Genomic DNA, 26,422 nt, shown 5'->3' with positions numbered 1-26,422 from the left:
ACCTAAACGTTTCAATCTAAAATATTAAAGCCCCATTCCGTATCAATAACAGAATGGGGCTTTTCACTAAGCTGCGTACGTAAGCTATAAAACTAATCAGTTATTATTGCTCATCACGCTGAAAAACTAAATCAGTTGCTGTTGAAGCGGCTTCAACAAAGTAATAACCATCAACACTGAAACCTTTTAATTGTTCAATATCAGTTATTTCATTTTCCATAATATAGCGTGTCATTAAACCACGTGCTTTTTTCGCATAGAAGCTAATAACTTTGTACTGTCCATTTTTTTGATCTTTAAAAATAGGCGTTATCACTGTCGCTTTTAACGCTTTAGTTTTAACCGCTTTAAAGTACTCATTAGACGCTAAGTTAACTAAATAGGCAGAATCTTGAGCGGCTAGCTGTTTGTTTAATTGCTCAGTGATTAAATCACCCCAGAATTGATAAAGGTTAGTACCACGTTCATTATCTAAACGAGTGCCCATTTCAAGTCTGTATGCGAGCATTAAATCTAAAGGACGTAATAAACCATATAAACCAGATAGAATGCGTAAATTCTGTTGTGAATATTGCAATGCCGTTTCATTTAACGTTTCAGCATCTAAACCAGTATAAACATCACCTTTAAAGGCGAACAAACATTGTTTAGCATCTTTAGTTAATGAAAAAGGTGTTTTCCATTCTGCAAAACGCGCGACATTTAAGCCTGCAATTTTATCGCTGACTTTCATTAATGAAGCAATATCTTGCATTGATAATTCTTGACAACGATTTATTAATAACTGACTTTGCTTTAATAAATTTGCTTCTGTAAATTCAGAAGTCGTCGCCGGTGTTTCAAAATCTAATGTTTTTGCCGGAGAGATAACAACTATCATATTTTTTCCTAATCTATCAATATCAGTTAATGGTTAAATGACTTAAAGTGTTGGGTGTTGATTCAGTGCCCATTTCCAATTTAATCATTAAACGTAAATCATTTTCTGAATCCGCATGCGCTAATGCTTCAACATAACTTATTCTACCATCTGAATATAATTTAAATAGAGCTTGGTCAAAGGTTTGCATTCCGTGCTCTGTTGATGAGGTCATGATTTCTTTGAGATCATATAATTCACCTTTACGAATTGCATTGGCAACCGTCGGCGTATTAAACAAAATTTCAAAAGCCGCTCTGCTTCCTTTCCCGTCTGGTGTAGGAATTAATTGTTGAGCCACAATCGCTTTTAAATTAACAGACAAATCATACAAGAATTGACGATGAACTTCTTTAGGCACTAAATGTAAAATACGGTCTAACGCTTGGTTTGCATTATTTGCATGTAAAGTTGCCATACAAAGATGCCCTGTTCCAGCAAAGTTTAATGCAAACTCCATTGTTTCACGGGTTCTAATCTCACCTTGAACAATGACATCAGGTGCTTGTCGTAATGAATTACGTAATGCTTCCTCAAAAGAATCTGTATCTAACCCTACTTCTCTTTGCGTAATAACAGAACGAGCATGTTCATGTATAAATTCAATCGGATCTTCAACAGTAAAAATATGCCCCGATGCATGTGTATTACGGTAGCCAATCATTGCTGCTTGTGTGCTTGACTTACCTGCCCCTGTCGCTCCAACAAATAAGATTAAGCCACGTTTAGCCATGCAGGCATCTTTTAATTGTTCAGGTAATAGTAAGTCATTAAAAGTAGGAATTTTTTCTTGGATCCGACGCACCACAATACCAGGGGAGTCTTTTTGCATAAAAGCACTAATACGAAAACGCCCGATACTTGGAATATGCAGAGCAAAGTTAGCTTCTTTTTTACGTTTAAATTCAATGAAGCTATCTTCATCCAATGCGCTTTCTAATAAATCATAAATATCATCGGCCATAAGGTCATCTTCTGATAACGACTCTAACCGACCATTTAATTTAATCGTTGGTGGAAGACCAACAGAAATATATAAGTCAGATCCTTTTGATTTATCTAAGTAACCTAATAATTTCTCTAACATAACAACCTCTTAAAATGTTTTAGGATCCATCGCTTTTGATGCTGCATCTTCATAAGATGCAACTCCTTGAGCAACTAAATCACGAAGACATTGATCAAGTGTTTGCATGCCATGTATTTTACCCGTTTGAATAACCGAGTACATTTGTGCGACTTTATCTTCTCGGATTAAGTTACGAATAGCTGGAACACCAATCATAATTTCATGTGCAGCTACTCGTCCCCCTCCATTTTTCTTCAGTAATGTTTGTGAAATAACGGCACGGAGCGACTCAGATAACATTGAACGTACCATTGCTTTTTCTGCAGCAGGAAATACATCAACAATACGACTAATGGTTTTAGCAGCCGAAGTTGTGTGTAAGGTACCAAAGACTAAGTGACCTGTTTCAGCGGCGGTTAATGCCAAACGAATTGTTTCAAGATCACGCATCTCACCAATGAGAATAACATCGGGATCTTCACGCAATGCACTACGTAGTGCCATATCAAAACTTAACGTATCTTTATGAATTTCACGTTGGTTAATTAATGATTTTTTAGTGGAGTGAACAAACTCGATAGGATCTTCAATGGTTAGGATATGTTCATTTCGAGTCTCATTAATGTAGTCAACCATTGCCGCAAGTGTCGTCGATTTACCCGAACCGGTTGGGCCTGTCACTAATACTAAACCACGAGGATAATCTGAAATATCTTTAAAGATAGCAGGTGCGTTAATGTCATCTAATGTTAATACTTCACTAGGGATGGTACGAAATACAGCCGCTGCACCACGATTTTGATTAAAGGCATTAACACGAAAACGTGCTAGTTCTTTAATTTCAAAAGAAAAATCGGTTTCAAGCTGCTCTTCAAAATCCTTACGCTGCTTATCATTCATGATGTCATATATTAAACTATGTACTTCTTTATGCTCTAATGCAGGCATATTTATTTTACGTACTTCACCATCTACACGAATCATTGGAGGAACACCTGCAGAAAGGTGTAGATCTGATGCTTTATGCTTTACACTAAAGGCTAATAATTCCGTTATATCCATAATTTAAAATCCTAATAATATGACTAATATACCTAACAATATCGTAGCTGTTGAACAAAAAATAGCTCAAGCTAGTATCAATGCACAACGCCAAGACGCTGTGCGGTTATTAGCAGTCAGTAAAACCAAACCGGTTTCATTAATTAAACAAGCATTTGCACAAGGTTTATCTCACTTTGGAGAAAATTATGTGCAAGAAAGTATAGAAAAAATCCAACAAATCAAAACAGATAGTGATTTTGATAGACCAATTCATTGGTATTTTATCGGTCCACTACAATCCAACAAGACTCGCCCAGTGGCGGAAAACTTTGATTGGGTACAAAGTGTAGACCGTTTAAAGATAGCACAAAGATTAAATGAACAACGTCCAGAAAGCCTGCCAGTTCTCAATATTTGCTTACAAGTTAATATTAGCGGAGAAGAAAGCAAATCGGGTACTACTTTATCACAAGTAATTGAATTAGCATCACAAGTGCAAGATCTTCCACGGTTAAAACTTCGTGGTATTATGGCCATCCCACAAAAGAGCGATGACCCAGAAGTTGTCGAGCAACAATTTTTAGCATTACATAAAATATATCAAACATTACAACAGCAGTATCCCGATATTGATACCTTATCCATGGGTATGAGCGGTGACTTAGAAAGTGCAATTAAATGCGGCAGTACGATGGTTCGTATTGGTACTGATATTTTTGGTTCAAGATAAAAATTAATAGTAAGGAATAATAAAATGCAACATAAAAACATTACCTTCATTGGTGCAGGCAACATGGCAGGTAGCATCATTAATGGTTTAGTTAAGAGCGGCTACCCAGCAAAACAAATATGTGCTTCTGCGCCAAGCCTCACTAATACACAAAAACTAGCTGACGATCTTTCTATTTTAAACAGCCAAGATAATAATCAATCTGCGCAATGGGCTGATGTTGTTGTATTAGGTGTCAAACCACAAATGATGGCAGCTGTTTGTCAGACTTTAGTCGATGCAGGTGTTGATTTTGCTAATAAATTAGTTATCTCGATTGCTGCGGGTGTTTCTGTGGCACGACTACAATCAATATTAGGTGAGAATACGGCGGTGATCCGCACCATGCCAAATACCCCCTCATTACTGCAAAAAGGCATGACAGGCTTATTCGCCTCACAACAAGTGTCAAAAGAAGATAAAGCATTTTCTGGTGAATTAATGGCTGCTGTCGGTGAGATAGTTTGGGTAGAAGAAGAAACTCAAATTAATGGCGTGATTGCAGCAGCGGGTTCAGCCCCTGCTTATTTCTTCTTATTCATGGAAGCAATGCAAACTAAAGCAATGGAAATGGGCTTTAGTGAAGAAGATGCACGCTTACTAGTGCAACAAGCCGCGATTGGTAGTGCTGAAATGGTAAAACAAAATCCACAATTGGATTTAGCAACACTGCGTAATAACGTCATTTCAAAAGGTGGCACAACGGCAGAAGCGGTGCGTACTTTTAACGAATTAGATTTGCCAGAAATTGTAGGGAAAGCAATGCAAGCAGCATCAGACCGTGGCGCTGAAATGGAAAAATTGTTTTAATAGCTGTATTTAATGATTCTATATTTAATAGTTCTGACTTTTAAAGTCAATAGTGTGAAAACTTGAGTTTAATGGCATCGTATTAAAAGTGCGGAACTTGATAAATCAAAATATTTAATAGTTGTATAAAAAGGTAGTAAATAAATGAATGCTGTTAATTTTTTAATCGATACTGTGTTTGACCTGTATTTGATGATTGTATTGTTACGAGTTTGGTTACAATTAGCTCGAGCGGATTTTTATAATCCGTTTAGCCAATTTATTGTAAAAGCAACTCAACCTATTGTCGCGCCATTACGTCGTTTCATACCAGGTTATGGTGGTTTAGATATTGCGACTATATTGTTTGCGTTTGTTGTCGCGGCAGGAAAGATATTAGTTTTGAGTGCCATATTAAATTACTCAATTGACCCGATGATTATATTAATCTCAGCGTTGTTTATTTTGATCACAGCAGTGTTCAAACTATTATTCTGGGTATTAGTGATACGCGCAATCTTAAGCTGGGTAAGTAAAGGTCAAAACCCAATTGAAGCTGTAATGATTCAATTAACTGAACCATTATTAAGCCCTGTTCGTCGCATTATTCCTTCAATGGGTGGTTTAGACTTATCAATGCTTGTTGTATTACTGGGACTTCAGTTTGTAGAAAAACTAGTGACTGACTTACTTGCACAGTTATTAGGCTAAATGACAATTAATGTCAAAAGCAATAATAGTCAAAGTATTAACAATCAAATAATTGTAATGAGCACATTTAAATGAGCGACTATTATTCATATCAAGGCGAAGATTTATTGCTTCGCCTTTATCTACAACCTAAAGCGAGCCGAGATCAGTTTGTTGGCCAGCATGGTGAAGAGTTGAAAATAGCGATTACTGCACCACCTGTTGATGGTAAAGCTAATGCACATTTAGTGAAGTTCTTAAGTAAACAATTTAACGTAGCAAAAAGTGCAATTACTGTAGAAAAAGGCTTACAAAGTCGACATAAATTAGTTCGAATTAAACAACCTAAAAACCTACCTTCACTTTTTTCGCAATAAGGGATTATATGTTTCGCTCAATGATGATATTTAAAACGTTATTTTTAAGTCTACTGCTATTAAACAGTTCAATGGTAACAGCTGAGCAGTTTAAAAAGTTTGCAAACCTTGAAGTCCATTATATGGCTATTCCAAGTACCTTTATTCAGCCAGAAACGGCAACACAATACAAAATAACACGAAGCAAAAATAATGGGTTATTAAATATTTCGATACTTGATACGAGACAAAATAACCAAGCGGTTGCTGCCACGTTGAAAGGCACAGGCAAAAACCTAATTGGTCAAACTCATCAATTAACATTCACACAAATAAAAGAAGGTAAGGCCATTTATTATATTGCTGAATACCCTTTTACTAATGAAGAAATTGTTAACTTTGATATTAATATCAAAACAGAAAAAAAATCGAATACGCTTAAATTTCAACATAAATTCTATGTTGATTAAGGAAATATAATGAAACAAAAATGGGTACTTGCCACCGGCAATCAAGGCAAAGTAAAAGAGATGAGCGAATTATTAAATAGCTTTTCTATTGAAGTTTTACCACAAAGCCAATTTAACGTCCCAGACGTCCCTGAAACAGGTACTACTTTTGTAGAAAATGCGATTATCAAAGCTCGTCATGCAGCCAAACTAACAGGCTTACCCGCTATTGCAGATGACTCAGGATTAGAGGTTGATTTCCTAAATGGGCAACCGGGTATTTACTCTGCTCGTTATGCAGGAGAAACAGCAACTGACCAAGACAATATTGATAAGTTACTTAATAAACTTGAAGGCATTAACCCTGAACAACGTAAAGCACGTTTTCAATGTGTTTTAGTGTATTTACGTCATGCATTAGATCCTACTCCGATTATATGCCAAGGGTCTTGGGAAGGCAGTATTACTGAAAGTGTTGTTGGTAAGAATGGATTTGGTTATGACCCTGTATTTTGGGTTGAAAGCGAGCAATCGACTTCAGCACAATTAGAAAAACAGCGTAAAAGTGAATTAAGTCATCGCGGTAAAGCATTAACGCAATTAGTTAATTTATTAAAAGAACAGTTATCAGCTTAGCGCCACAGCTCTTTTCTTTACACTTTGCAGTTTAAAATATTAATTGCATTACATTTTGAAGCGACCATTTAGGTCGCTTTTTAGATTGGATAAATCATGTTACAGCTACCCCCTCTCAGTTTATATATTCATATTCCATGGTGCATTGAAAAATGTCCTTACTGCGACTTTAACTCTCACAAATTACGTGGCGAGATCCCAGAGAAAGAATATTTAACCGCGCTTATTGACGACCTGAGACAAGACCTAAGTTTTGTTCAAGGACGTGATTTGTTCAGTATTTTTATTGGAGGAGGTACACCTAGCTTAATATCTGCTGAGGGTATTAAATGGTTACTGGAAAACGTTCAGAACTTAATTCCCTTTAAAGCCGATATTGAAATAACCCTAGAAGCAAATCCAGGAGCGATTGAGAATCAAAAAATTGCTGATTTTAAAGAAGCGGGCGTTAATCGTTTTTCATTTGGCGTACAAAGCTTTCAGCAAGAAAAGCTGACGAAACTAGGCAGAATTCATGGTGTAGAAGAAGCAAAAACTGCCGCTAAACAAGCGCATCATGTTGGCATGAAAACATTCAACCTTGATTTGATGCATGGATTGCCAGACCAAAGTTTAGAAGATGCGATGAGCGACTTAAACACAGCGATTGCCTTAAAGCCGACACACCTTTCATGGTATCAACTGACTATTGAACCGAATACACAATACTTTTCACACCCACCTACATTACCGGATGATGAAACTCTGTGGGCTATTCAACTGGAAGGAGTGAAACTATTAGCGGAGCATGGTTATCAACAATATGAAATTTCTGGTTATAGCCAAGAGAACTGGGAATGCCAGCATAATTTAAATTATTGGCGCTTTGGTGATTATTTAGGGATTGGATGTGGTGCGCACGGAAAAATATCATTACCACTAGAAAATAAAATATTGAGAACGACAAAGATAAAACACCCTAAAGGATACTTAGATCCACAACGCGCTTATATGGATGATTATAATACTGTACAAAAAGAGGATCTTGTCTTTGAGTATATGATGAATCGATTACGTTTAATGGAAGCAATTCCATTCATAGAATTTGAAGACTATACCGGTTTACCACGCAGTGTCTTAGACAAGCAATTAGAAGAAGCGATTAATAAAAACTTAATAACTGTCGCAGAAGACACCTGCCAAGTAACGCCCTTCGGACATCGATACTTAAATGAATTATTAACCATTTTTATGGAGTAATAAACACTCTCTAAGAAGCCTGTTTCTATACTTCCATCAACTTAGCAAACAGATAACCGTTACTATTTCATTACGTTCTAGTAACGGTTTTAATCATTAACGCAATACGTTAAGCGAAACGCGACCGATCATGAGTTTGCATAAAGTCGACCTCAGGACCAACAGGAATAATTCGAGTTGGGTTAATCGTCTCATGTGAACCATAATAATGCGCTTTGATATAATCAATATCAACGGTGCTTGCAATGCCTTCATGTTGGTATAAATCACGAAGATAATTAGACAGAGAAGGATAGTCAGCAATTCGCTTTTTATTGCATTTAAAATGCCCAACATACGCGGCATCAAAACGTATTAAGGTCGTAAATAAACGCCAATCGGCCTCTGTTAACTGATTACCCAACAAATAACGCTGTGTACTTAAACGTAACTCTACTTTATCTAACGCCTCAAATACGGCATGGACCGCACCTTCATAAGCCGCTTGAGTGGTTGCAAAACCTGCACGGTAAACCCCATTATTAATATCTCGGTATATCCAATCGTTTACTTCGTTAATCTCATCTTGAGCATGTTCAGGATAATAATCCCCTTCAGATGCGCCAACATCGTCAAATGCACTATTAAACATACGAATAATATCTGCAGACTCGTTGCTAACGATAGTTTGTTGCTGTTTATCCCATAAAATGGGCACCGTAACCCGCCCTGAATAAGTCGGGTCTGCCAACGTATATAACTGGTGAGCGAATGAAACATCATTAACACTATCAGCAATAACGCCCGCTCCTGGTTTAAACGTCCAGCCTTCATCTGCCATCAATGAGTTTACTACCGAAATATCAATCATTGACTGGAGCCCTTTTAACTCCCTAAAAATTAAAGTGCGGTGAGCCCAAGGGCACGCTAATGAAATATATAAATGATAACGTCCAGCCTCAGCCTTAAAGCCAGCTTTACCCGTAGGTCCTGCTTGGCCATCTGCTGTGATCCAGTTTCTAAATTGTGCTTCACTCCTCACAAACTTACCATTGTTTGATTTGGTGTCGTACCACTGGTTATGCCACTGCCCGTCTACTAATAATCCCATGACTTACTCCTCATTATCTGTTTTTTAATAACACTTCAGCGATCATTTAAATCACTCGATCATTTAAAGCTTCTGACCATTTAAATGACTAATGCACACTGAGTTTTAAATTTCATATACATGCCAATTCATTGGCTTTTTCTTAAATTAACTTAAGCAAATTTACCTTGATTAAAATCGTCAAAAGCCTGCAATAATTGATCTCTTGTATTCATAACAAAAGGGCCATGACGCGCAATAGGTTCATTGAAAGGTTTGCCAGCAATTAATAAAAATCGGCTCCCCTCTACTCCGCTTTGCAAAGAAACTTGCTCTCCGTTAGTTAAAACAGCTAATTTCAGTGCTTCTATAGCAGTGTTGCTTTGTTCACTTTGAACAGTCACTTCACCTTCGATAACATAGATGAATGCATTATGATTTAACGTAATCGATTGTGTTAACACTTGCCCTGCAGATAAATGAACATCCAAATATAAAGGTTCACTATGAACATTTTTTACTGCACCAGTAGTGCCTTGATTCGTTGTCCCTGCAATAACGTTTATTTGACCACCATTGGTTAATTGTTCACACGCCATCGAATCAGGCAAAAACTCTTGATATTGAGGCTCATTCATTTTTGCATGGCTCGGCAGGTTCACCCATAACTGGAAACCTTTTAATAAACCATCTTCTTGCTCTGGCATTTCTGAATGTAAAATACCTTTACCTGCGGTCATCCATTGCACACCACCCGGCTCAATAACACCTTCATTGCCAGCACTGTCTTTATGGCGCATTTTTCCGTTCAATAAATAAGTCACCGTTTCAAATCCTCGATGAGGATGCGTTGGAAAGCCACCAATATAATCTTCTGCTTGGTCACTTTCAAAACAGTCTAATAACAGGAAGGGATCCAACATATCCAGCTGTGAAGAACCAATAATGCGCGTTAACTTAACGCCATCACCATCAGAGGTTTTAACACCAGCAACAATTTTTTTGACACTACGCTCACTCGGTTTTACTGAGCGATGTTGGACGTTATGCATCGTGGCATTTGTTATATGATTCATATTTCACCTCTGTTACTGTTCTTAGTTATGGTTCTTAGTTACTGTTATTAGTTACTGTTATTAGTTATTGATCTCAGGTATTGCTCTCAGTTATTGAGATAAACAAATCATAGCTGTTGAACTATGGAGAATAAACAGCAATAATTTCAATTTATAATTGCCAAATGGAGAACAATAGATGGGACAAATGGAAAATATGTCACTCTTTGTTAGGATCGTAGAGGCTGGCGGTATCGGTAAAGCAGCAGCACAATTAGACATTGCTAAATCTGCGGTAAGTAGGCGCTTAGTCGAACTAGAAAAACAACTTGATACACAACTCCTTTCTCGTACAACTCGCCAGTCTCATCTCACTGATGCAGGCCGTATTTATTATCAAAAAGCATTAACTATTTTAAATGATGTCGCAGAGTTAAATGCGCAAACAAGTGGTATTAGCACCAATATAGAAGGCACTTTAAAGCTAACTGCTCCTTTGTCTTTTGGATTAACACACCTTGCACCAATTATTGATGAATTTAGTCAACGACACACAAGCCTTTGTATTGATATCGACTTCTCTGATCGTCATGTTGATTTGGTTGAAGAAGGTTATGAATTAGCGATTCGTATTTCAAACTTAAAAGACTCGACGTTAAAAGCCAAGCGTCTGACCAGCATTCGTCATTTTTTATGTGCGAGTCCAGATTATTTAAAGCAACATGGTCAACCTACCAATCTCGACCAATTGAGCCAACACCGTATATTGCAATATACACAAAATGATCATCATAAATTACACATTACAGATCCTCAGCATAAACAACATCAACTTGATGTGAGTGCAAAAATTAAGGCTAACAATGGCGATTTTTTAAAAATGGTCGCAATTAATGGACAGGGTATTGTCGCTTTACCGCTGTTTATTACTCATCAAGCCATTACTCAAGGGCAATTAGTGCCGATATTAACGGATCATCAATTACCGACTCTTCATGCTTATGCGGTGTATCCTCAGACTCGTTTTTTATCACAACGCTGTCGTTTATTGATCGATTTTATCAGCGAGAAATTTGCACAAAAACCGCTGTGGGATAACCTACAATAAAAATGACAATGCAGTAAACGAAGGGTTATATTTGGTCGAGGTTTAACAAAATTCAACCAAAAAATTATTAATGCTTAACCGAAATTTTATTAATAAATAATGGTAGTAATGTATTCCTCATGAGAAGAATACAACTGATATAGATAAGTTTAACTCAGTTTAGCTTAGCTTAATTCGGTCATTTCGCTGACATCAAAGGATTCGATGGCCCCTTCAACCGCAGCGCGATATGTAATCATGTGTGTATTTTCTCTGTGTGTTTGCCATAACTCACGAGACTCCCAACATTCATAAAATAGAAAGTGAGTGGGATTATTATTATCTTGGTGTAAACGATACTGAACACAGCCTTCCTCCAGTAAAGTTTTATCTATCAACTTAATCATTTCATTTTTTACAAAATCGATCTTATCTTGTTTAACATTAATACTCGCTACAATAGTCAGGTTTGTCATTTATGTTCCTTTTTAAAGTATAAGACTATCTATCACTATATAATTTAATTGATTTTATTTTTTTAATTCGCAGATTCAAATTAGCATCATAAATTATTATTTAAACAAGATTCGTTAACTGCTTATGATTTATGTCACTTATCTCTAACAACAGGTCGATATAAATATTCCAAGCGCACTAATTTTCAATGGCAAAAATTTCCTAGATCGATAAGACCTTAGTATCGATAGGTCAATGTCATTAATCAAAACGACTTTAATTGATAATTTATTCAAAAGGTTTTATTAAATCATTCAGCTGTGGTCAAATACTGTCATTATTTTATCAACTTAACCGTGGAGAATATTATCAATCCCCAACAGCTAAAAAAGACCGAAATGAAAGCGGGTTGCAAAGCAGCAATCCCATTGATAATAGGCGGTATTCCTTTTGGTATTTTATTCGGTACATTGGCACCAACGAGTGGTCTTTCGGTTTGGGCAACGATGGCGATGTCATTATTTGTTTTTGCAGGGTCCGCTCAATTCATTGTTTTAGCATTAATTGCAGTACAAGCACCGCTGGAAATTATTTTATTAACGACTTTTGTTGTTAATTTACGTCATCTTTTATACGCAACAGCGTTAGTACCTCGAGTCGCTCATTTACCAATCGCATTACGTTCTTTTTTAGCCTTTGGGTTAACCGATGAAACCTTTGCCAATATGAGTCAACGTTATCAACCTGATTCTCCGTTAGGTAATGATCATCGGTACGCTCATTTTTTCTATATTGGATCATTATTAAGCTTTTATATCGCCTGGTCATCGGCAACAGCAATTGGTTTAGTACTTGGCAATATAATTCCTGATATGACAAGTTGGGGTCTAGAGTTTGCGATGTCAGTGACCTTTATCGGTATGGTGGTGCCTTACATTAATAGTAAAGCGATGTTAAGTGCAACCTTCAGTGCTGCGATAGCCTCTTTATACTTTTCTTATTTACCTAATAAGCTTGGATTGATTCTTAGTGCATTAATAGGCGTTGCCGCTGGCTTATCAGTAATGCAATTGCAAAAAATGTCTATTAATAATCAGGAGAAGAAAATATGAATGAAGTCTGGTTAATTTTAGGAATGTTTGCCATTACATTTGGCATTCGTTTTGTCATGTTTGCTTTTGCAGGGAAAATCACTTTTCCAATATGGATGCAACAATCCTTAAAGTTTGTCCCTCCTGCTGTGTTAACCGCAATAATAGTACCTGCAGTCGTCATGCCTTATGGTGATATTGAAATCAGCTTTACTAATGTTTATTTATTGGCAGCGATTATTAGTGTAGTGATTAGCTTAGTCACGAAGAGCCTTTTAAAAACGATTTTCTTTGGCATGCTCGTATTTTTATTACTTAAACTATTAATAACCTAAAAAATTAAAAAGCTAAATCGAAATATTAAATACGTTGGGGTAATGAGGTAACGAGTAAATAGGTGATAACGAATTACTGATGCTAAATAGCTATTTACAAAATAACTACTTACAAAATAGATAGTTACAAAATCGACAGCAACAAAAAAGGCGTGAGAAATCACGCCTTTTTTGTTGCTGTTTTAGAAACTGGCTAACAAATGTTATGCCAATAAACCATTACAGTAATAAGCTATTACTACTCAGGAGCATCTTGCTCTTTCTCTGCTTCTGGTGTCAATTCAGGCTTACTTAATAATATCTCACGTAATTTAGCATCTAACTCTTTAGCTGAAGCTGGATTTTCATCTAAGAATTTACATGCATTCGTTTTACCTTGTCCGATTTTATTACCGTTATATGAATACCAAGATCCAGACTTTTCAACTAGCTCTTGTTTAACGCCTAAATCGATCAGCTCACCGTAATTATTAATACCTTGACCGTATAAAATTTGGAACTCTGCTTGTTTAAACGGTGGTGATACTTTATTTTTAACTACTTTAACGCGTGTTTCATTACCCGTGATTTCGTCACCATTTTTAACAGCGCCAATACGACGAATATCTAAACGAACTGATGCATAGAATTTTAATGCATTACCACCCGTTGTTGTTTCTGGATTACCAAACATCACACCAATTTTCATACGGATTTGGTTAATAAAGATAACCATCGTATTCGTTTGTTTAATGTTACCCGTTAGTTTACGTAATGCTTGAGACATTAAACGTGCTTGAAGACCCATGTGTGAGTCACCCATGTCACCTTCAATTTCCGCTTTTGGTGTTAAGGCAGCAACAGAATCGACAATCACGACACCAACAGCACCTGAACGTACTAACATGTCACAGATTTCTAATGCTTGCTCACCTGTATCTGGTTGCGAGATAAGAAGATCATCAACATTAACACCTAATTTTTTTGCATAGCTTGGGTCTAACGCATGCTCAGCATCGATAAACGCACAAGTTTTACCTTGTTTTTGCGCTTCAGCAATAACTTGCAATGTTAGCGTCGTTTTACCAGAACTTTCTGGACCGTATATTTCAACAACACGACCGTACGGTAAACCACCTATTCCAAGAGCAACATCTAAACCTAATGAGCCAGTTGAAACAGATTCAATTTCCATTGCTGCAGCACCGTCTCCTAGACGCATGATTGAACCTTTACCAAATTGTTTCTCAATTTGGCCTAATGCCGCCGCTAATGCTTTATCTTTATTTGCGTCCTGACTCATGTTTTCTCCAGTGTTTTTCTTATGTTTTACTGTATATGCATGCAGTATACTGCTCATTTATACAGTATCAAGTTTTTTATTAACAATATGATGATATTTATTTAGTTTAGCATATCAACGTTATCTATAAGCCCTAAAAGTGCTAAACGAATTGCTTGTGTTCTCACTTCAGAGCGATCACCTACAAATAAATAGGTTTCAGTTTTATGTCCACTATGTGCGTTATACCAAGCAATACAAACCGTACCAACTGGTTTTTCTTCGCTGCCGCCATCAGGTCCAGCAATCCCACTGATCGCAACAGCAATATCGGCATCTGAGTTTTTTATGGCGCCAATCGCCATGGCATTAACCACTTCTTTAGAAACCGCCCCACACTCTTGAATCAACAGGTCTTCAACACCTAGCATCTGTGTTTTAGCACCATTACTATAAGTAACAAAACTACGGTCAAACCACAGCGAACTTCCAGAAATTTCTGTAATAGCGTATGCTACACCACCTCCGGTACAGGATTCAGCGGTTGTAGCAACCAAGCCAGCATTAGTCAGTTTTTCACCTAATACTTGCGCCAATTCTTTAACGGTTTTTTCAGTAAACATCATTTTCCGCCTTTTTTTAGAAATAGTTATTAAGTGTATTCATTATGAAGCCAACAGCGCAAGAATTAAAACAACATACTCCGATGATGCAACAGTTTTTAACCTTAAAAAGTGAAGTGCCAGACACCTTACTCTTTTATCGTATGGGTGACTTCTACGAACTGTTTTTTGATGATGCCCGTAAAGCGTCACAATTATTAGGTATTTCCCTGACTCAACGTGGCAAAACAGGCGGTAATGCCATTCCAATGGCAGGCGTTCCTTATCACAGTGTTGAAGGTTACCTTGCAAAATTGATTGCGCTAGGTGAATCGATTGCCATTTGTGAGCAAATCGGCGACCCAGCAACGAGTAAAGGCCCTGTTGAACGTAAGATAGTACGTATCATCACCCCTGGTACGATCACTGATGAAGCGTTATTAGATGATAAACAAGATAACTTATTATGTTCAGTTTACCAACAAGGTGACACCTTTGGTATTGCTTCATTGGATATTGGTAGTGGCCGTTTTATTGTTAATGAACTCAATAAAGCAGAATCACTACAAGCAGAAATACAAAGACTTAATCCTGCTGAATTATTATATCCAGATAACTTTGAATGCTTAGAATTAATTGAGCATTTACCGACAATTCGTCGTCGTCCTGAATGGGAATTTGAGTTAGGCACCTGTAAAAAACTATTAACTCAGCAATTAGGCACTAAAGATCTAGTGGGTTTTGGTATTGAAAAAGCACACTTTGCCATTTGTGCTGCTGGTGCGTTATTACAATATTTAAAAGATACTCAACGTACAGTGCTTACGCATATTCAATCAATTACGTTGGAGCAAAGTACAGACACGGTTATTTTAGATGCCGCCACACGCCGTAACCTAGAATTAACCTTTAATCTAGCCGGCGGGACTGATAATACGCTAGCGCAAATATTAGATACAACGGTAACCCCGATGGGCAGTCGTTTATTAAAACGTTGGATCCACCAGCCAATTCGTAATTTAACGGTCTTAAATTACCGTCAAACTATGATCCAAACATTAATGGATTTTGATTTAACAGACGCACTTTCTATCCCATTAAAGCAGATTGGCGATATTGAACGTGTCATTGCACGTTTAGCATTACGTTCTGCTCGCCCTCGTGATTTAACACGCTTACGTTGTGCTTTTTCTTTGTTACCTGAATTACAGCATTTAATTGCAGAGTTGCCTTCTGAGCTGGTTTCAACACTCAGCCAGGAAATGGGTAACTATCCTGAATTATTAACCCTATTAGAAACCGCAGTGATCGATAACCCACCTGTTTTAATACGTGACGGTGGCGTGATCAAAGCGGGTTATAACGAAGAATTAGATCATTGGCGTAATCTATCCAAAGGTGCCACAGACTACTTAGAAGCGTTAGAAAAACGTGAGCGTGAAAGTACAGGTATTAATACTTTAAAAGTGGGTTATAACCGAGTACATGGTTACTTCATTGAGATAAGCCGAAATCAATCTGAACATGTGCCTGAGCATTATGTACGTCGCCAAACACTTAAAGGTGCTGAGCGTTACATTATTGCCGAACTAAAAGAACACGAAGAGAAAGTACTCTCTAGCCAAGGTAAAGCATTAGCACTAGAGAAGAAACTCTATGAGCAATTAATTGATCTGTTATTGCCACATTTAAAAAACTTACAATTCACAGCAAAAGCATTAGCAGAATTGGATGTATTAAATACGTTAACAGAGCGTGCATTAACCTTAAATTATGTTCGTCCTGTATTACAGGCACAAAACGGTATTCACATTGAAGAAGGCCGTCACCCTGTTGTTGAGCAAGTGAGTAAAACACCTTTTATTGCCAATCCGGTTAACTTACATAATCAACGCCGTATGTTAATTATCACTGGCCCTAACATGGGCGGTAAATCAACCTATATGCGTCAAGTTGCATTGATGGTGCTAATGGCGCACATCGGTAGCTTCATTCCAGCTCAAAGTGCAACAATAGGCCCTATTGATCGAATTTTCACTCGTATCGGTGCATCTGACGATCTAGCAAGTGGTCGTTCAACCTTTATGGTAGAAATGACTGAAACGGCTAATATTCTGCATAATGCAACGCCAAATTCATTAGTATTAATGGATGAAATTGGCCGCGGAACGAGTACTTTTGATGGTTTATCGTTAGCTTGGGCCTGCGCTGAACAGTTAGCAGAGAAAATTCAAGCCTACACATTATTTGCAACACACTACTTTGAGTTAACGCGCTTACCTGAGACAATTCCTGAGCTAGTGAATGTGCATTTAGATGCCGTAGAGCATGGTGATACCATTGCCTTTTTACACGCCTTACAGGAAGGTGCTGCGAATAAAAGTTATGGGTTACAGGTTGCTGCATTAGCCGGAGTGCCTAAATCAGTGTTAGATAATGCGAAGCAAAAACTGGCGCAGTTAGAAGCTTCTTCTAAACAATCTCAGTCTGCAGAAAGCCAAGCAAATGACCAACAAACGCTCAATAATATTGCTGAAGCACAAGTTCAGGCTAGCCTCGACTTCTCAGTTCCAGAAAAGCATAAAGCCGTCACTTTACTTGAAGGAATGGATCCGGACGAGTTAACACCTAAGCAAGCGCTAGCCATGCTTTACCAATTAAAAGAACAGTTATAAAAAGACTCATTATTTATTCGGTTTATTATAAGGGGCATGTTAGCCCCTTTTTCATGCTTATTATTTATAAGCTTAACTCTAAATTACATCTCCCAGCTATTTTTCTAAACTGATTCTTCCATCTATATTTCTAAACTGTATTTTCCAAAATATATTACTAAGCTCCGTTCCTCATTATATTTATTCATTTTATCTATTAACTTTACCAATAATTCAGTCATTCAATCACTGCTCTCATAACCTGACATCATAAAAAAGGAAATGGTATTAAACGTATAATGAAGAAGCAGACGTTTTTTATATAACCTCTTTTACCTATTTAATTTTCTGTGCCTAGATTCGCATAATGCTTGCTCCACTATTAAAAAACGTGAAATATTTCAATTTAACGAATCTTTTATGACAATTGAAATATTTCTGTAACAAAACTCTGTTTTAATCACCGCACTTAAATAATTAACATCATTGCGTAATAGTCGCTGAATTGAATAGGCTTAAAAAATGAATACTCCAAATAACAATACAACAATGAAGCAGTTCTTTAATTGGACTGCCGTCGTTTTTTTAGTGTATTGCATGTTAGTCGCTGTAAGTAGTGTGAGCAGTGGCTTTAAATTATTCTCTGGTGGTGCTGCTGGCGCCGCTGAAATATTTCAGTTTGCAAGCAATCCATTAGTTGCATTGATTTTAGGGACATTAGCAACCGCGTTAGTACAATCTTCTTCAACAGTAACAGCCGTCACTGTTGGCTTAGTAGCAGGCGGTTTACCTGTTTCAATTGCGATTCCATTAATTATGGGTGCCAATATTGGTACGACTATCACTAACTCAATTGTTTCAATTGGCCACGTTCGTAACAATGAAGACTTCAAACGCGCATTCAGTGCAGCAACAGTGCATGACTTCTTTAATTTAATTGCTGTATTTATTTTCCTACCATTAGAATTAATGTTTGGTTTATTAGAAAAAATGGCAGGGGCTGCTTCACATTTACTCGTTGGTAGTGCTGATATGTCGATGAAGGGTTTTAACTTTATGAAACCGTTAACTAAACCAGGTGTAAATATCATTTCAGATATGACGTCGATTATTCCAGGAAAAATGGCTGGTATTGCCATGGTTATTGCGGGTGTTGCACTTATCTTATTCTCAGTGACTTTTTTAGGAAAAGTACTGAAAAAAGTATTAGTCGGTCGCGCTAAAGCAATATTACACAACGCATTAGGTAAAGGCCCAGTTGCAGGTATTACCTCTGGTGCATTAATGACGGTGATGGTGCAATCTTCATCAACGACAACAAGTTTAATGATCCCATTAGCGGGTAGCGGCATGTTTACTACACGTCAAATATACCCTTTCACGTTAGGTGCAAACATTGGAACAACGATCACCGCATTATTAGCAGCAACCGCTATATCGGGACCAATGGCAGAAGCAGCATTAACGATTGCTTTAGTACACTTCTTGTTTAACTTCTTAGCAGTCGTCGTTATTTACGGTATTCCATTCTTACGTGAATTACCGCTAAAAGGAGCAGAGAAGTTAGCAGACGTAGGTACAAAAAATAAATTATTAGCTTTAGGTTATGTTGTTGGCACCTTCTTCATCTTACCTGGACTAATCTTGGTGGGTGTACGTTAATACAAAAATAAAAGCTAGATTATAACTAGCTTAAACAATCTGCATATATAAAAAAAGCGATTCATTGAATCGCTTTTTTTATTCTTTATTTAAGGCTCACGCAGTTAAAAGGCGATCTTAATATACTTATTTAACTATTACTTAATCGTTATTTTTGTCAGTGTTTTAAGCAATAAATTAAAATTTACCTTCAATCTCGCCTTTCACTTTTTGTAACTCTGCTAATACATTATATTGTTCATTTTCAAAATTGATGGATTCATTATTTAAAGCACATACAGTACCTACAACCTTGCCATCTTTTTCAATAGGTACACCTAAGTAAGTACCCAAACCAAACTCAGTTAGATCTTCATTATCTTTCCAATTAGGATCTAGAACCGCATCTTGTACTTCTAACACCTCATTAGTATTAACGACTCGTTCACAATACAGAGCATGCTTCCCTTCAGAGTGAGTGCTTTTTTTGCCCTTATCGCGAGCATGATAAATTTCCTTGCCTGCGTCACCACCGCTCAATACCACTTCCATTTCGTTGTCATGAGACTTCATGACTAAGATTGAACTCATACCTGATTTTTTAGCAATCTCATCAATCTTTTGTTGTGTTTGATTATCCTCAAAAATATCTTCAAAAACATTATCCGCAGTATTATCAATCATGTAATCTCCTTTAAAGTTTATTTTTTACAAGTAGTTCATCATTAAGGTGGTTATTATGTAATCATATTTTTCTAAAATAACATACAAATATGCAATTTTAAGCTCGTCATTAGACTAGTAAATTTAATATCAATACGAATTTAAACGATGAAGCACTTTTAAAAGAAAGGAATCACCTCCAAAATATTTCAATCATTATTAGAAATCGCAGATAAAAATATAATAAAATTCACTTAACCTGCTGTTAACCGTATTATTGTTATTTTATTACGCTAAAATAAAACACTTAAATAATAAGCGAGATACGATAATGGATTTAGATAAGTTGCAGTTATTATTAGTCGAAGATGATATTGACTTAGCGACTGCGGTTATTGATTACTTCGGGCTTGAGAAAATTAAATGCGATCATGCAGCAAATGGTTTATCAGGCTTTAATCTAATAAAGTCAAATAACTATGATGTCGTTATTCTAGATTTAAATATGCCAAAAATGAATGGCTTAGAAGTATGTGAAACATTACGTTCTCAAGGTATCGATGTTCCTATTTTAATGTTGACCGCTAAAGATACGCTCGATGATAAATTGCAAGGCTTCTCAAAAGGTGCAGATGATTACTTAGTTAAGCCGTTTGCAATGGAAGAACTGATTGCGCGAGTACAAGTTTTATCGCGAAGACGTAGCGGAGAAACTAAAAAATTAAATGTATGTGGCCTTGAATTAGACAGTAAACAACAAGTTATTACTCGCGATTCAGTGCCTTTGAAATTATCTCCTACTGGCTTTAAAATTTTAGAGACCTTAATGTTAGCAAGTCCAAATCCAGTCAGTAGAGATAAATTAATGCGCAGTGTATGGGGAGACCAACAACCTGATAGTAATAGCCTAAAAGTACATATGTTTAATTTAAGAAAAGTGGTCGATGGTCAAGCAAGTGGTACTTATACACCCAATAATCAAAAACTAGTCCACACTTTAGTAGGGCATGGTTTTGTATTAAAAATGAGTAGCTAGTATGAAAATAAGGCCAAGTCTAAAAGGCTATTTTTTAATTATGATAATTATCACTGGCGTGACCACGATTTCAATTATGTCAGCGGTAAGCTTTAATTACTTTTTAACCGGTATAGACTTTTCCATGAGCAATGCAATGCGTGCACAAGCTTATAAAAAGCCTGTTTCTGATGGTCATCCTATACAACTTAATGATTTCATTGTAGCAACGCGTTGGGAGGATTTACCTCCATTAATAAAAGCAAACCTTAATCAAGAAGACGTTGTTGATAACCTGCTACTTAAAAGTATTGATGGTAATCCATTGTTTGGACCTCCTGAAGCAGGCTACTTTGTATTGAAGGTAATGCGAAAAAATAAAATCCGTTATATTTCTTCTATGTTTGTCTCGCCAAAGTGGCAAGACTCGGAACCTTCTGTACAAGATAAAATCCCCCCCTTTTTTTACCTTTCTTTAATTGCTTTGGCTCTGATGGCATTATTTGCCTTAGTCCCCTATTTCATCATACGAAAAGTCGCTAACCCAGTTGAAAAACTAATGGCCTGGACTAAAAACTTAAGCAAAGAAAAACTAATACAGCCAATACCTGACTTTCATTTTAGCGAACTCAATAGCTTAGCCAGTATTGTTCAATCTAGTTTACGTTCAGTACAAGAAGGCTTAGATCGAGAACAGCGCTTTTTAGGTTATGCGAGCCATGAGCTACGTACACCTATTGCGATTACGCGTACGAATACTGAGTTATTACGTAAAATGATAGAAAAAGATATCAGTGTAGATAAGCAACTACAGGTATTAGAACGCATTGAGCGTGCGAGTTTTAATATGACAGACCTGACTGAAACCTTGTTATGGTTAAACCGAAAAACAGATAAATCGATTCCATTAATAAGTATTTCTATTGGTAAATTAACAGAACAATTATTAGAAGAACTCACTTATTTATTGAGTGGAAAAAATGTAGAGGTTAAGATTAAAACAGATGAAACGTTACTGTTATTACCTCAAGCGTTATGTCGAATTGTGATCAACAATTTACTTCGTAATGCTTTACAACATACCACTGAAGGTAAAATTAGAATTATTCAAGCAGGGAGCAAATTGATCATTAACAATCGAGAATTTGACTCTCAAGAAATTGAAAATATTGAACAAATAGAAAAAACTGAAAATCAGCTTAAAAATGAACTAGGGTTTGGTTTAGGTTTAGAATTAACAGAACGTTTGATACAACACTATGCTTGGCAATATAAGAATGTAGCGACAGAAGATGGTCATTATGTGGAAATAAATTTTTTGTAATGGCCCATCACTAAAAATTCTAATATGTTAGTTTTTATAGAGAACAGCTTTGACAGAAAATAATTTATTATAAAGAACGGTGATAAATAGAAAATGCTTTTGTAGCGATTGATAAAAAAGCGTTCAGTTAAACCTTAAAAATAGTAGTTTTAGGTTTAACTGAACGCTTAATGAAGTCTTTCAACTAGCAGCTTATAGGTTAACTAAAGGCGCTAAGTCAGCAGGTCGATAATAAACAGATTTTAAGACCTTACCTTTACGCACTAATTTGCTTTCCATCTGTACGTCTTCAGCACATTTAGCGATGATGAACTCACCTTTTACACTGTCCGTTAGCGTCACACCCTGTTTTGCATAAAACGCAACCGTATCTGCGTATTCTTGTTGATTGCGGCAGACTTTGCTCATGTTGCTTGAATGTACTTCATCCCAACAAGTGATAAAATCAATCTTGCGTTGTTTCGCTACATTTAAGAACAAATCAATCAGGTAACTAATGGCAAGGTTATCTTCAACGTTCGTATCACCTAAATGTACTAAACGCCCCATTAATACATAAACGCTATCAACAATTGCATCAGCCTGTTCAACCTTACAAGGCGCTTCAGCTAACTCTGTGAGTTCTTCGATGATTAATGAAGTATGTAACTCATCAGCTTTATCATCTAACGTTTCTGGCGCGGCGCAAGCTAGATCAAAGGTTTCTCTGAACTGAGTGATATCGGCATACAATTTTTCGTAAAGAGCAGTCGATAATTGAGTTAATTTCATGAAATTTCCTACCTGTAACAAAGTTGATTATAAAATTAGTTATAACATCTGAATCTGATTATAACTAAATTATTCACTCTATTATAGGCAGGAAAATGGAGCAGATAGAGTTAATCAGCAGCGCTATAAACTAATTTCCCTGCAACATAGGTTGAATGAATATTTCGTTCATCACCTAACATCATTAAAGCAAATAATTTATCTTGTAAACTGTTTGAGTTTTCAAGGCGTAATGTTTGTAATTCCGTTGCAGCCCAATCTAATACAATAAAATCAGCTTCTTTTCCTTTTTCAAAGTTACCGACTTTATGATCTAAGCTAAGCGATTGTGCACTGCCTAATGTCGCTAAATATAACCCTTTAAATACAGATAGCTTTTTACCCTGTAGCTGCATTATTTTGTAAGCTTCACTTAATGAACGTAATTGTGAAAAGCTCGTACCACCGCCCACATCAGTCGCAAGACCAACAGGCACATTATTATCATCTGCTTTATCTAAATTAAATAGGCCACTGCCTAAAAACAAATTTGAAGTAGGACAAAAAGCAATAACAGAATTACTCTCTGCCATTATTGTCCATTCTTTATCAGTCAGATGAATACAATGTGCAAATACACTCTTATCACCCGTTAAACCATAATGTTCATAGACATCTAGGTAGCCTTCGCGCTCAGGGAATAAAGATTTGACCCATTCAATTTCATCGACATTTTCAGACAAGTGAGTTTGAACATAGACATCTGGATATTCTGCTTTTAACTTTCCTGCTAATTCGAGTTGTTCAGGCGTTGAGGTAGGTGCAAAGCGAGGGGTGATAGCGTATTGTAAACGCCCTTTATTATGCCATTTTTCAATCAATGCTTTAGACTGATCATAGCTTGATTGAGCAGTATCTAAGAGGTAATCCGGTGCATTGCGATCCATCATCACTTTACCAGCAATCATGCGCATATCTATTTTTTCAGCTTCTTCAAATAACGCATCAACAGATTCAGGATGAACCGTTCCAAAAACTAAAGCGCTAGTCGTGCCATTTTTTAATAGTTCGTTAATAAAAAACTGCGATATTTTTTGTGCGTATAATTTATCTTTAAACTGTTTCTCGGTTGGAAACGTATAAGTCTCTAACCATTCTAAAAGTTGCTCACCGTAAGCAGCAATCATTTCTGTTTGCGGGTAATGGATATGTGTATCAATAAAACCAGGCATGATTAATTGCCCACGTTTATCTTCAAGGTGAGGGTATAAGTCTGCACTTTTATCATTAAATGGTGTCAATGACTTTACTTTGCCATTTTCAATAACCAGTAAGCCATCAGCAATATATTGATAAGCATCATCAATGTTTTCTACTTTGGCTGGATCGTTAATAAAATGCAAAAAGCTTGCGCGAAGAACTGTATTTGATTGTTGAATCATAAAGAATGCCCATAGTTAGATTTATTCAGGTTGCGTTAAATAACGTCAAATTAAATGACAACTATGATTTTTGACTCATAAAAACAGAGCCCTTGTTCAAGCGTTTTATTATTAACAACCGAAAATCACCAAAAGCATGAGTAATATAGCCAAAATCATGCCAACCTTAAAGTACTAATTTTAATGAGGATCAATATAAAAATATTCATTTAATGTTAATAAACATGCCATAAAATGGTGCAACTAAGCACTAATACAAAGCAGTTAAGTCCTAATGTAAAAAACATTATTAAAAGTCATAAAATCAATAACAAAGGTTTTATATATAGATCTATTTTAAATAAGAAAAAACGCATAAATTAGTATATTAAAATGTTAGAAAATTACGCTCTTGATCATTACAACGCTTTACAATACAGATATACTGCAGCTAACTAAGGAGGAAAAATTGCCCAACTTCACTTTAAAGCAGGACGAAAAATTATCAATTAAATTGACCCATCACATGAAACAAGGGACGTTTAGGCGTATTGATTTATATTTTTCATTACCAAAAGAGATGGGCATAAATAAAGACACCTTATCAGAAACAGATTACTTCAATGCAGGTATCAATGGGCGTCGCGCCTACCATACCAAAGGCTTACATTTACCTCTATTACACCGTCGTTTTGCAAGCCGTATGAAACGCTCTGCATCAGAGTATAAAAGTAACCTCAACTTATTTGCTTACCAATATATCTCCGCATTAGATACTGATGCCAATGAAGTATTAGCGATTAATGATAGCGAGAGTTTAGCGGATTTTTATGATGCAGCCGTTGAATTGACAGAGCACTGTTTAGACATTTTAAAAAAACATCGTAGCCACCAACCTAAAAGTGCCAAATTAACATCTATCTATGAGAATGTTGATAACTATTTATCATGGTATACCGAACAAACTATCATGCGTATGTTGGTTAAAAAACCTCGCCCAAGTGAGTTTTCTGAAACACGTTTAGCGTTACTCGCCATTTGTGATGAAGAGAGCCAATACCGTAAGAAAAAAGGTTATAACTCTGAAGCAACATTAAAAGATCCTAACCGTATTGCGAATAAAATGCGTTTATTACGACGCTTGATTGAATATGGTGTGATTTTTAAAAGCCGAACCCTTGTGCTTGGCAACCATACAAAGAAATTGGTGACGGGCGTTGCGACCGCTTTATTGATGAGTGTGGTATTAGTGTTAATCATCAAAACGCAGGGAGCATTCAGCCAGTTAACGACGTTAATGATCTTCTTATTAGCGATCATTTATGGGGTACGTGAAGTATTTAAAGATGAATTTAAAAACATGTTATGGCGATGGATACGACGAGGGAAGCCTAAATGGGCTCGTACCTTATATGATTCAACGAGCCAAGTAGAAATAGCAAAGCAGAAAGTCTGGTTAGATTACAGCATTAGCAAAAAACTGCCGCAACAGAGTAAAGATTTACTGGCAGAGCGTCACTCTCAAAACAAACAAAGTGCGCAGTTATTGCATTACCGTATTGAAACACGCGTCAGTAAACAAGGTTTTCAAGCCGGTTACGATACGATGGAAGAAAATATCTTCTTTAGTTTACGTCCGTTAACGCGTTATGCGGAAGGTGGTACCGGTAAAGTCTTCGAGCGTTTAGATACAACAGCGAATAGAGAAAAGATTCAAACCACGTCGATTGAACGACGTTACCAAATCAACGTGATTATTGCCTTAGACCAGGGTCAATATCAAGCGCAATTTGAACGTTACCGAATCACTTTAAATCGTTCAGGTATTATAGAAATAGAAAAAGCAGGCGAAGCAAAAATTAAAGATAAAAAAGATAAGAAGTTACAATCGACGTTGTATTCTTTAATGCACATTAAACGACGCCTTTAATATTTAAGGTTCAAAGTTTAAAGCTTTCTTCATCTATAAAAATGCCGTTTAACTTATTACAGCTAAACGGCATTTTTGTTTAATCATTTTCTGGTTAATAGATTGTCT

26 protein-coding genes are annotated in these 26,422 nt (G+C 36.5%); 15 read left to right on the top strand and 11 right to left on the bottom strand.

Annotated features, from left to right (window positions below; translation table 11 throughout):
* Positions 1-103 precede the first annotated feature (103 nt).
* Genes yaaA through Q0794_RS02225 form a run of 3 tightly spaced genes read right to left on the bottom strand, consistent with a single transcriptional unit; the run spans position 104 to position 3,050 of the window.
* The gene (gene yaaA, locus Q0794_RS02235; RefSeq protein WP_298939876.1) at positions 104-880 is read right to left on the bottom strand and encodes a peroxide stress protein YaaA; all 777 of its coding nucleotides are present in this window, start codon (positions 878-880) and stop codon (positions 104-106) included.
* 22 nt (positions 881-902) lie between these two features.
* A complete protein-coding gene (locus Q0794_RS02230) occupies positions 903-2,006 on the bottom strand; it encodes a PilT/PilU family type 4a pilus ATPase (RefSeq protein ID WP_298939875.1) in 1,104 nt (367 codons plus the stop codon).
* A 9-nt stretch (positions 2,007-2,015) separates the two neighbouring features.
* Positions 2,016-3,050 (bottom strand): type IV pilus twitching motility protein PilT, encoded by a 1,035-nt coding sequence (locus Q0794_RS02225; RefSeq protein WP_298939874.1) that lies wholly within the window; start codon positions 3,048-3,050, stop codon positions 2,016-2,018.
* Positions 3,051-3,069: 19 nt separating this feature from the next.
* Here Q0794_RS02225 and Q0794_RS02220 point away from each other — a divergent pair, with 19 nt between their 5' ends.
* The 7 genes from Q0794_RS02220 (at position 3,070) to hemW (ending at position 7,960) form a co-directional block, all read left to right on the top strand.
* Entirely contained in the window at positions 3,070-3,762 is a 693-nt protein-coding gene (locus Q0794_RS02220) for a YggS family pyridoxal phosphate-dependent enzyme (protein ID WP_298939873.1), read from the top strand.
* A 24-nt stretch (positions 3,763-3,786) separates the two neighbouring features.
* Positions 3,787-4,611: a pyrroline-5-carboxylate reductase gene (gene proC / locus Q0794_RS02215; protein ID WP_298939872.1), complete on the top strand. Its 825-nt coding sequence runs from the start codon at positions 3,787-3,789 to the stop codon at positions 4,609-4,611.
* A gap of 144 nt (positions 4,612-4,755) precedes the next feature.
* Complete coding sequence (locus Q0794_RS02210; RefSeq protein WP_298939871.1) at positions 4,756-5,301, top strand: YggT family protein; 546 nt, start codon at positions 4,756-4,758, stop codon at positions 5,299-5,301.
* A 71-nt stretch (positions 5,302-5,372) separates the two neighbouring features.
* Positions 5,373-5,657 (top strand): DUF167 family protein YggU, encoded by a 285-nt coding sequence (yggU, locus tag Q0794_RS02205; protein ID WP_298939870.1) that lies wholly within the window; start codon positions 5,373-5,375, stop codon positions 5,655-5,657.
* A gap of 8 nt (positions 5,658-5,665) precedes the next feature.
* Positions 5,666-6,106 carry a DUF4426 domain-containing protein gene (locus Q0794_RS02200; RefSeq protein WP_298939869.1) on the top strand — a complete coding sequence of 147 codons (441 nt, stop codon included), beginning with the start codon at positions 5,666-5,668 and terminating at the stop codon, positions 6,104-6,106.
* A gap of 9 nt (positions 6,107-6,115) precedes the next feature.
* Positions 6,116-6,721, top strand: a complete 606-nt coding sequence (locus Q0794_RS02195) for an XTP/dITP diphosphatase (protein ID WP_298939868.1) — start codon at positions 6,116-6,118, stop codon at positions 6,719-6,721.
* Positions 6,722-6,817: 96 nt separating this feature from the next.
* Positions 6,818-7,960: a radical SAM family heme chaperone HemW gene (gene hemW, locus Q0794_RS02190; protein ID WP_298939867.1), complete on the top strand. Its 1,143-nt coding sequence runs from the start codon at positions 6,818-6,820 to the stop codon at positions 7,958-7,960.
* Between the two features lie 109 nt (positions 7,961-8,069).
* On the opposite strand, the gene Q0794_RS02185 is transcribed toward hemW, so the two are convergent.
* Positions 8,070-9,050, bottom strand: coding sequence for a glutathione S-transferase family protein (locus tag Q0794_RS02185; RefSeq protein ID WP_298939866.1), 981 nt, complete (start codon positions 9,048-9,050; stop codon positions 8,070-8,072).
* A gap of 152 nt (positions 9,051-9,202) precedes the next feature.
* Positions 9,203-10,105, bottom strand: coding sequence for a pirin family protein (locus Q0794_RS02180; protein ID WP_298939865.1), 903 nt, complete (start codon positions 10,103-10,105; stop codon positions 9,203-9,205).
* A 178-nt stretch (positions 10,106-10,283) separates the two neighbouring features.
* Between Q0794_RS02180 and Q0794_RS02175 the strand changes: the two genes are divergently transcribed.
* Entirely contained in the window at positions 10,284-11,192 is a 909-nt protein-coding gene (locus Q0794_RS02175; RefSeq protein WP_298939864.1) for a LysR family transcriptional regulator, read from the top strand.
* 164 nt (positions 11,193-11,356) lie between these two features.
* On the opposite strand, the gene Q0794_RS02170 is transcribed toward Q0794_RS02175, so the two are convergent.
* Positions 11,357-11,647 (bottom strand): putative quinol monooxygenase, encoded by a 291-nt coding sequence (locus Q0794_RS02170; RefSeq protein WP_298939863.1) that lies wholly within the window; start codon positions 11,645-11,647, stop codon positions 11,357-11,359.
* A 378-nt stretch (positions 11,648-12,025) separates the two neighbouring features.
* Between Q0794_RS02170 and Q0794_RS02165 the strand changes: the two genes are divergently transcribed.
* Both Q0794_RS02165 and Q0794_RS02160 read left to right on the top strand, forming a co-directional pair.
* Complete coding sequence (locus Q0794_RS02165) at positions 12,026-12,739, top strand: AzlC family ABC transporter permease (protein WP_298939862.1); 714 nt, start codon at positions 12,026-12,028, stop codon at positions 12,737-12,739.
* The gene (locus Q0794_RS02160) at positions 12,736-13,053 is read left to right on the top strand and encodes an AzlD domain-containing protein (RefSeq protein WP_298939861.1); all 318 of its coding nucleotides are present in this window, start codon (positions 12,736-12,738) and stop codon (positions 13,051-13,053) included. Before Q0794_RS02165 ends, Q0794_RS02160 begins: the two co-directional genes overlap by 4 nt.
* 238 nt (positions 13,054-13,291) lie before the next feature.
* Here the strand turns inward: Q0794_RS02160 and recA are convergent, their stop codons facing one another.
* Both recA and Q0794_RS02150 read right to left on the bottom strand, forming a co-directional pair.
* Positions 13,292-14,335 (bottom strand): recombinase RecA, encoded by a 1,044-nt coding sequence (gene recA, locus Q0794_RS02155; protein WP_298939860.1) that lies wholly within the window; start codon positions 14,333-14,335, stop codon positions 13,292-13,294.
* A gap of 101 nt (positions 14,336-14,436) precedes the next feature.
* The gene (locus tag Q0794_RS02150; protein WP_298939887.1) at positions 14,437-14,937 is read right to left on the bottom strand and encodes a nicotinamide-nucleotide amidohydrolase family protein; all 501 of its coding nucleotides are present in this window, start codon (positions 14,935-14,937) and stop codon (positions 14,437-14,439) included.
* A 44-nt stretch (positions 14,938-14,981) separates the two neighbouring features.
* Between Q0794_RS02150 and mutS the strand changes: the two genes are divergently transcribed.
* Both mutS and Q0794_RS02140 read left to right on the top strand, forming a co-directional pair.
* Positions 14,982-17,591, top strand: coding sequence for a DNA mismatch repair protein MutS (gene mutS, locus Q0794_RS02145; RefSeq protein WP_298939859.1), 2,610 nt, complete (start codon positions 14,982-14,984; stop codon positions 17,589-17,591).
* A 501-nt stretch (positions 17,592-18,092) separates the two neighbouring features.
* Positions 18,093-19,232 carry a Na/Pi cotransporter family protein gene (locus Q0794_RS02140; protein ID WP_298939858.1) on the top strand — a complete coding sequence of 380 codons (1,140 nt, stop codon included), beginning with the start codon at positions 18,093-18,095 and terminating at the stop codon, positions 19,230-19,232.
* Between the two features lie 177 nt (positions 19,233-19,409).
* On the opposite strand, the gene Q0794_RS02135 is transcribed toward Q0794_RS02140, so the two are convergent.
* The gene (locus tag Q0794_RS02135; protein ID WP_298939857.1) at positions 19,410-19,895 is read right to left on the bottom strand and encodes a GAF domain-containing protein; all 486 of its coding nucleotides are present in this window, start codon (positions 19,893-19,895) and stop codon (positions 19,410-19,412) included.
* A 310-nt stretch (positions 19,896-20,205) separates the two neighbouring features.
* Here Q0794_RS02135 and Q0794_RS02130 point away from each other — a divergent pair, with 310 nt between their 5' ends.
* Positions 20,206-20,910, top strand: a complete 705-nt coding sequence (locus Q0794_RS02130; protein WP_298939856.1) for a response regulator transcription factor — start codon at positions 20,206-20,208, stop codon at positions 20,908-20,910.
* A gap of 40 nt (positions 20,911-20,950) precedes the next feature.
* Positions 20,951-22,213: a HAMP domain-containing sensor histidine kinase gene (locus Q0794_RS02125; RefSeq protein WP_298939855.1), complete on the top strand. Its 1,263-nt coding sequence runs from the start codon at positions 20,951-20,953 to the stop codon at positions 22,211-22,213.
* Between the two features lie 192 nt (positions 22,214-22,405).
* On the opposite strand, the gene Q0794_RS02120 is transcribed toward Q0794_RS02125, so the two are convergent.
* Complete coding sequence (locus Q0794_RS02120; protein ID WP_298939854.1) at positions 22,406-22,984, bottom strand: nucleoside triphosphate pyrophosphohydrolase family protein; 579 nt, start codon at positions 22,982-22,984, stop codon at positions 22,406-22,408.
* A 110-nt stretch (positions 22,985-23,094) separates the two neighbouring features.
* A complete protein-coding gene (gene guaD, locus Q0794_RS02115) occupies positions 23,095-24,405 on the bottom strand; it encodes a guanine deaminase (RefSeq protein ID WP_298939853.1) in 1,311 nt (436 codons plus the stop codon).
* Between the two features lie 448 nt (positions 24,406-24,853).
* Here guaD and Q0794_RS02110 point away from each other — a divergent pair, with 448 nt between their 5' ends.
* Complete coding sequence (locus tag Q0794_RS02110; RefSeq protein ID WP_298939852.1) at positions 24,854-26,314, top strand: hypothetical protein; 1,461 nt, start codon at positions 24,854-24,856, stop codon at positions 26,312-26,314.
* Positions 26,315-26,422: the final 108 nt, after the last annotated feature.

The sequence above is a fragment of the uncultured Psychromonas sp. genome (genome assembly GCF_947489755.1).
Taxonomy (GTDB): Bacteria; Pseudomonadota; Gammaproteobacteria; order Enterobacterales; family Psychromonadaceae; genus Psychromonas.
The sequence above is the reverse complement of the archived record's forward strand: the minus strand, read 5'-3'. Positions and strand labels throughout refer to the sequence as shown.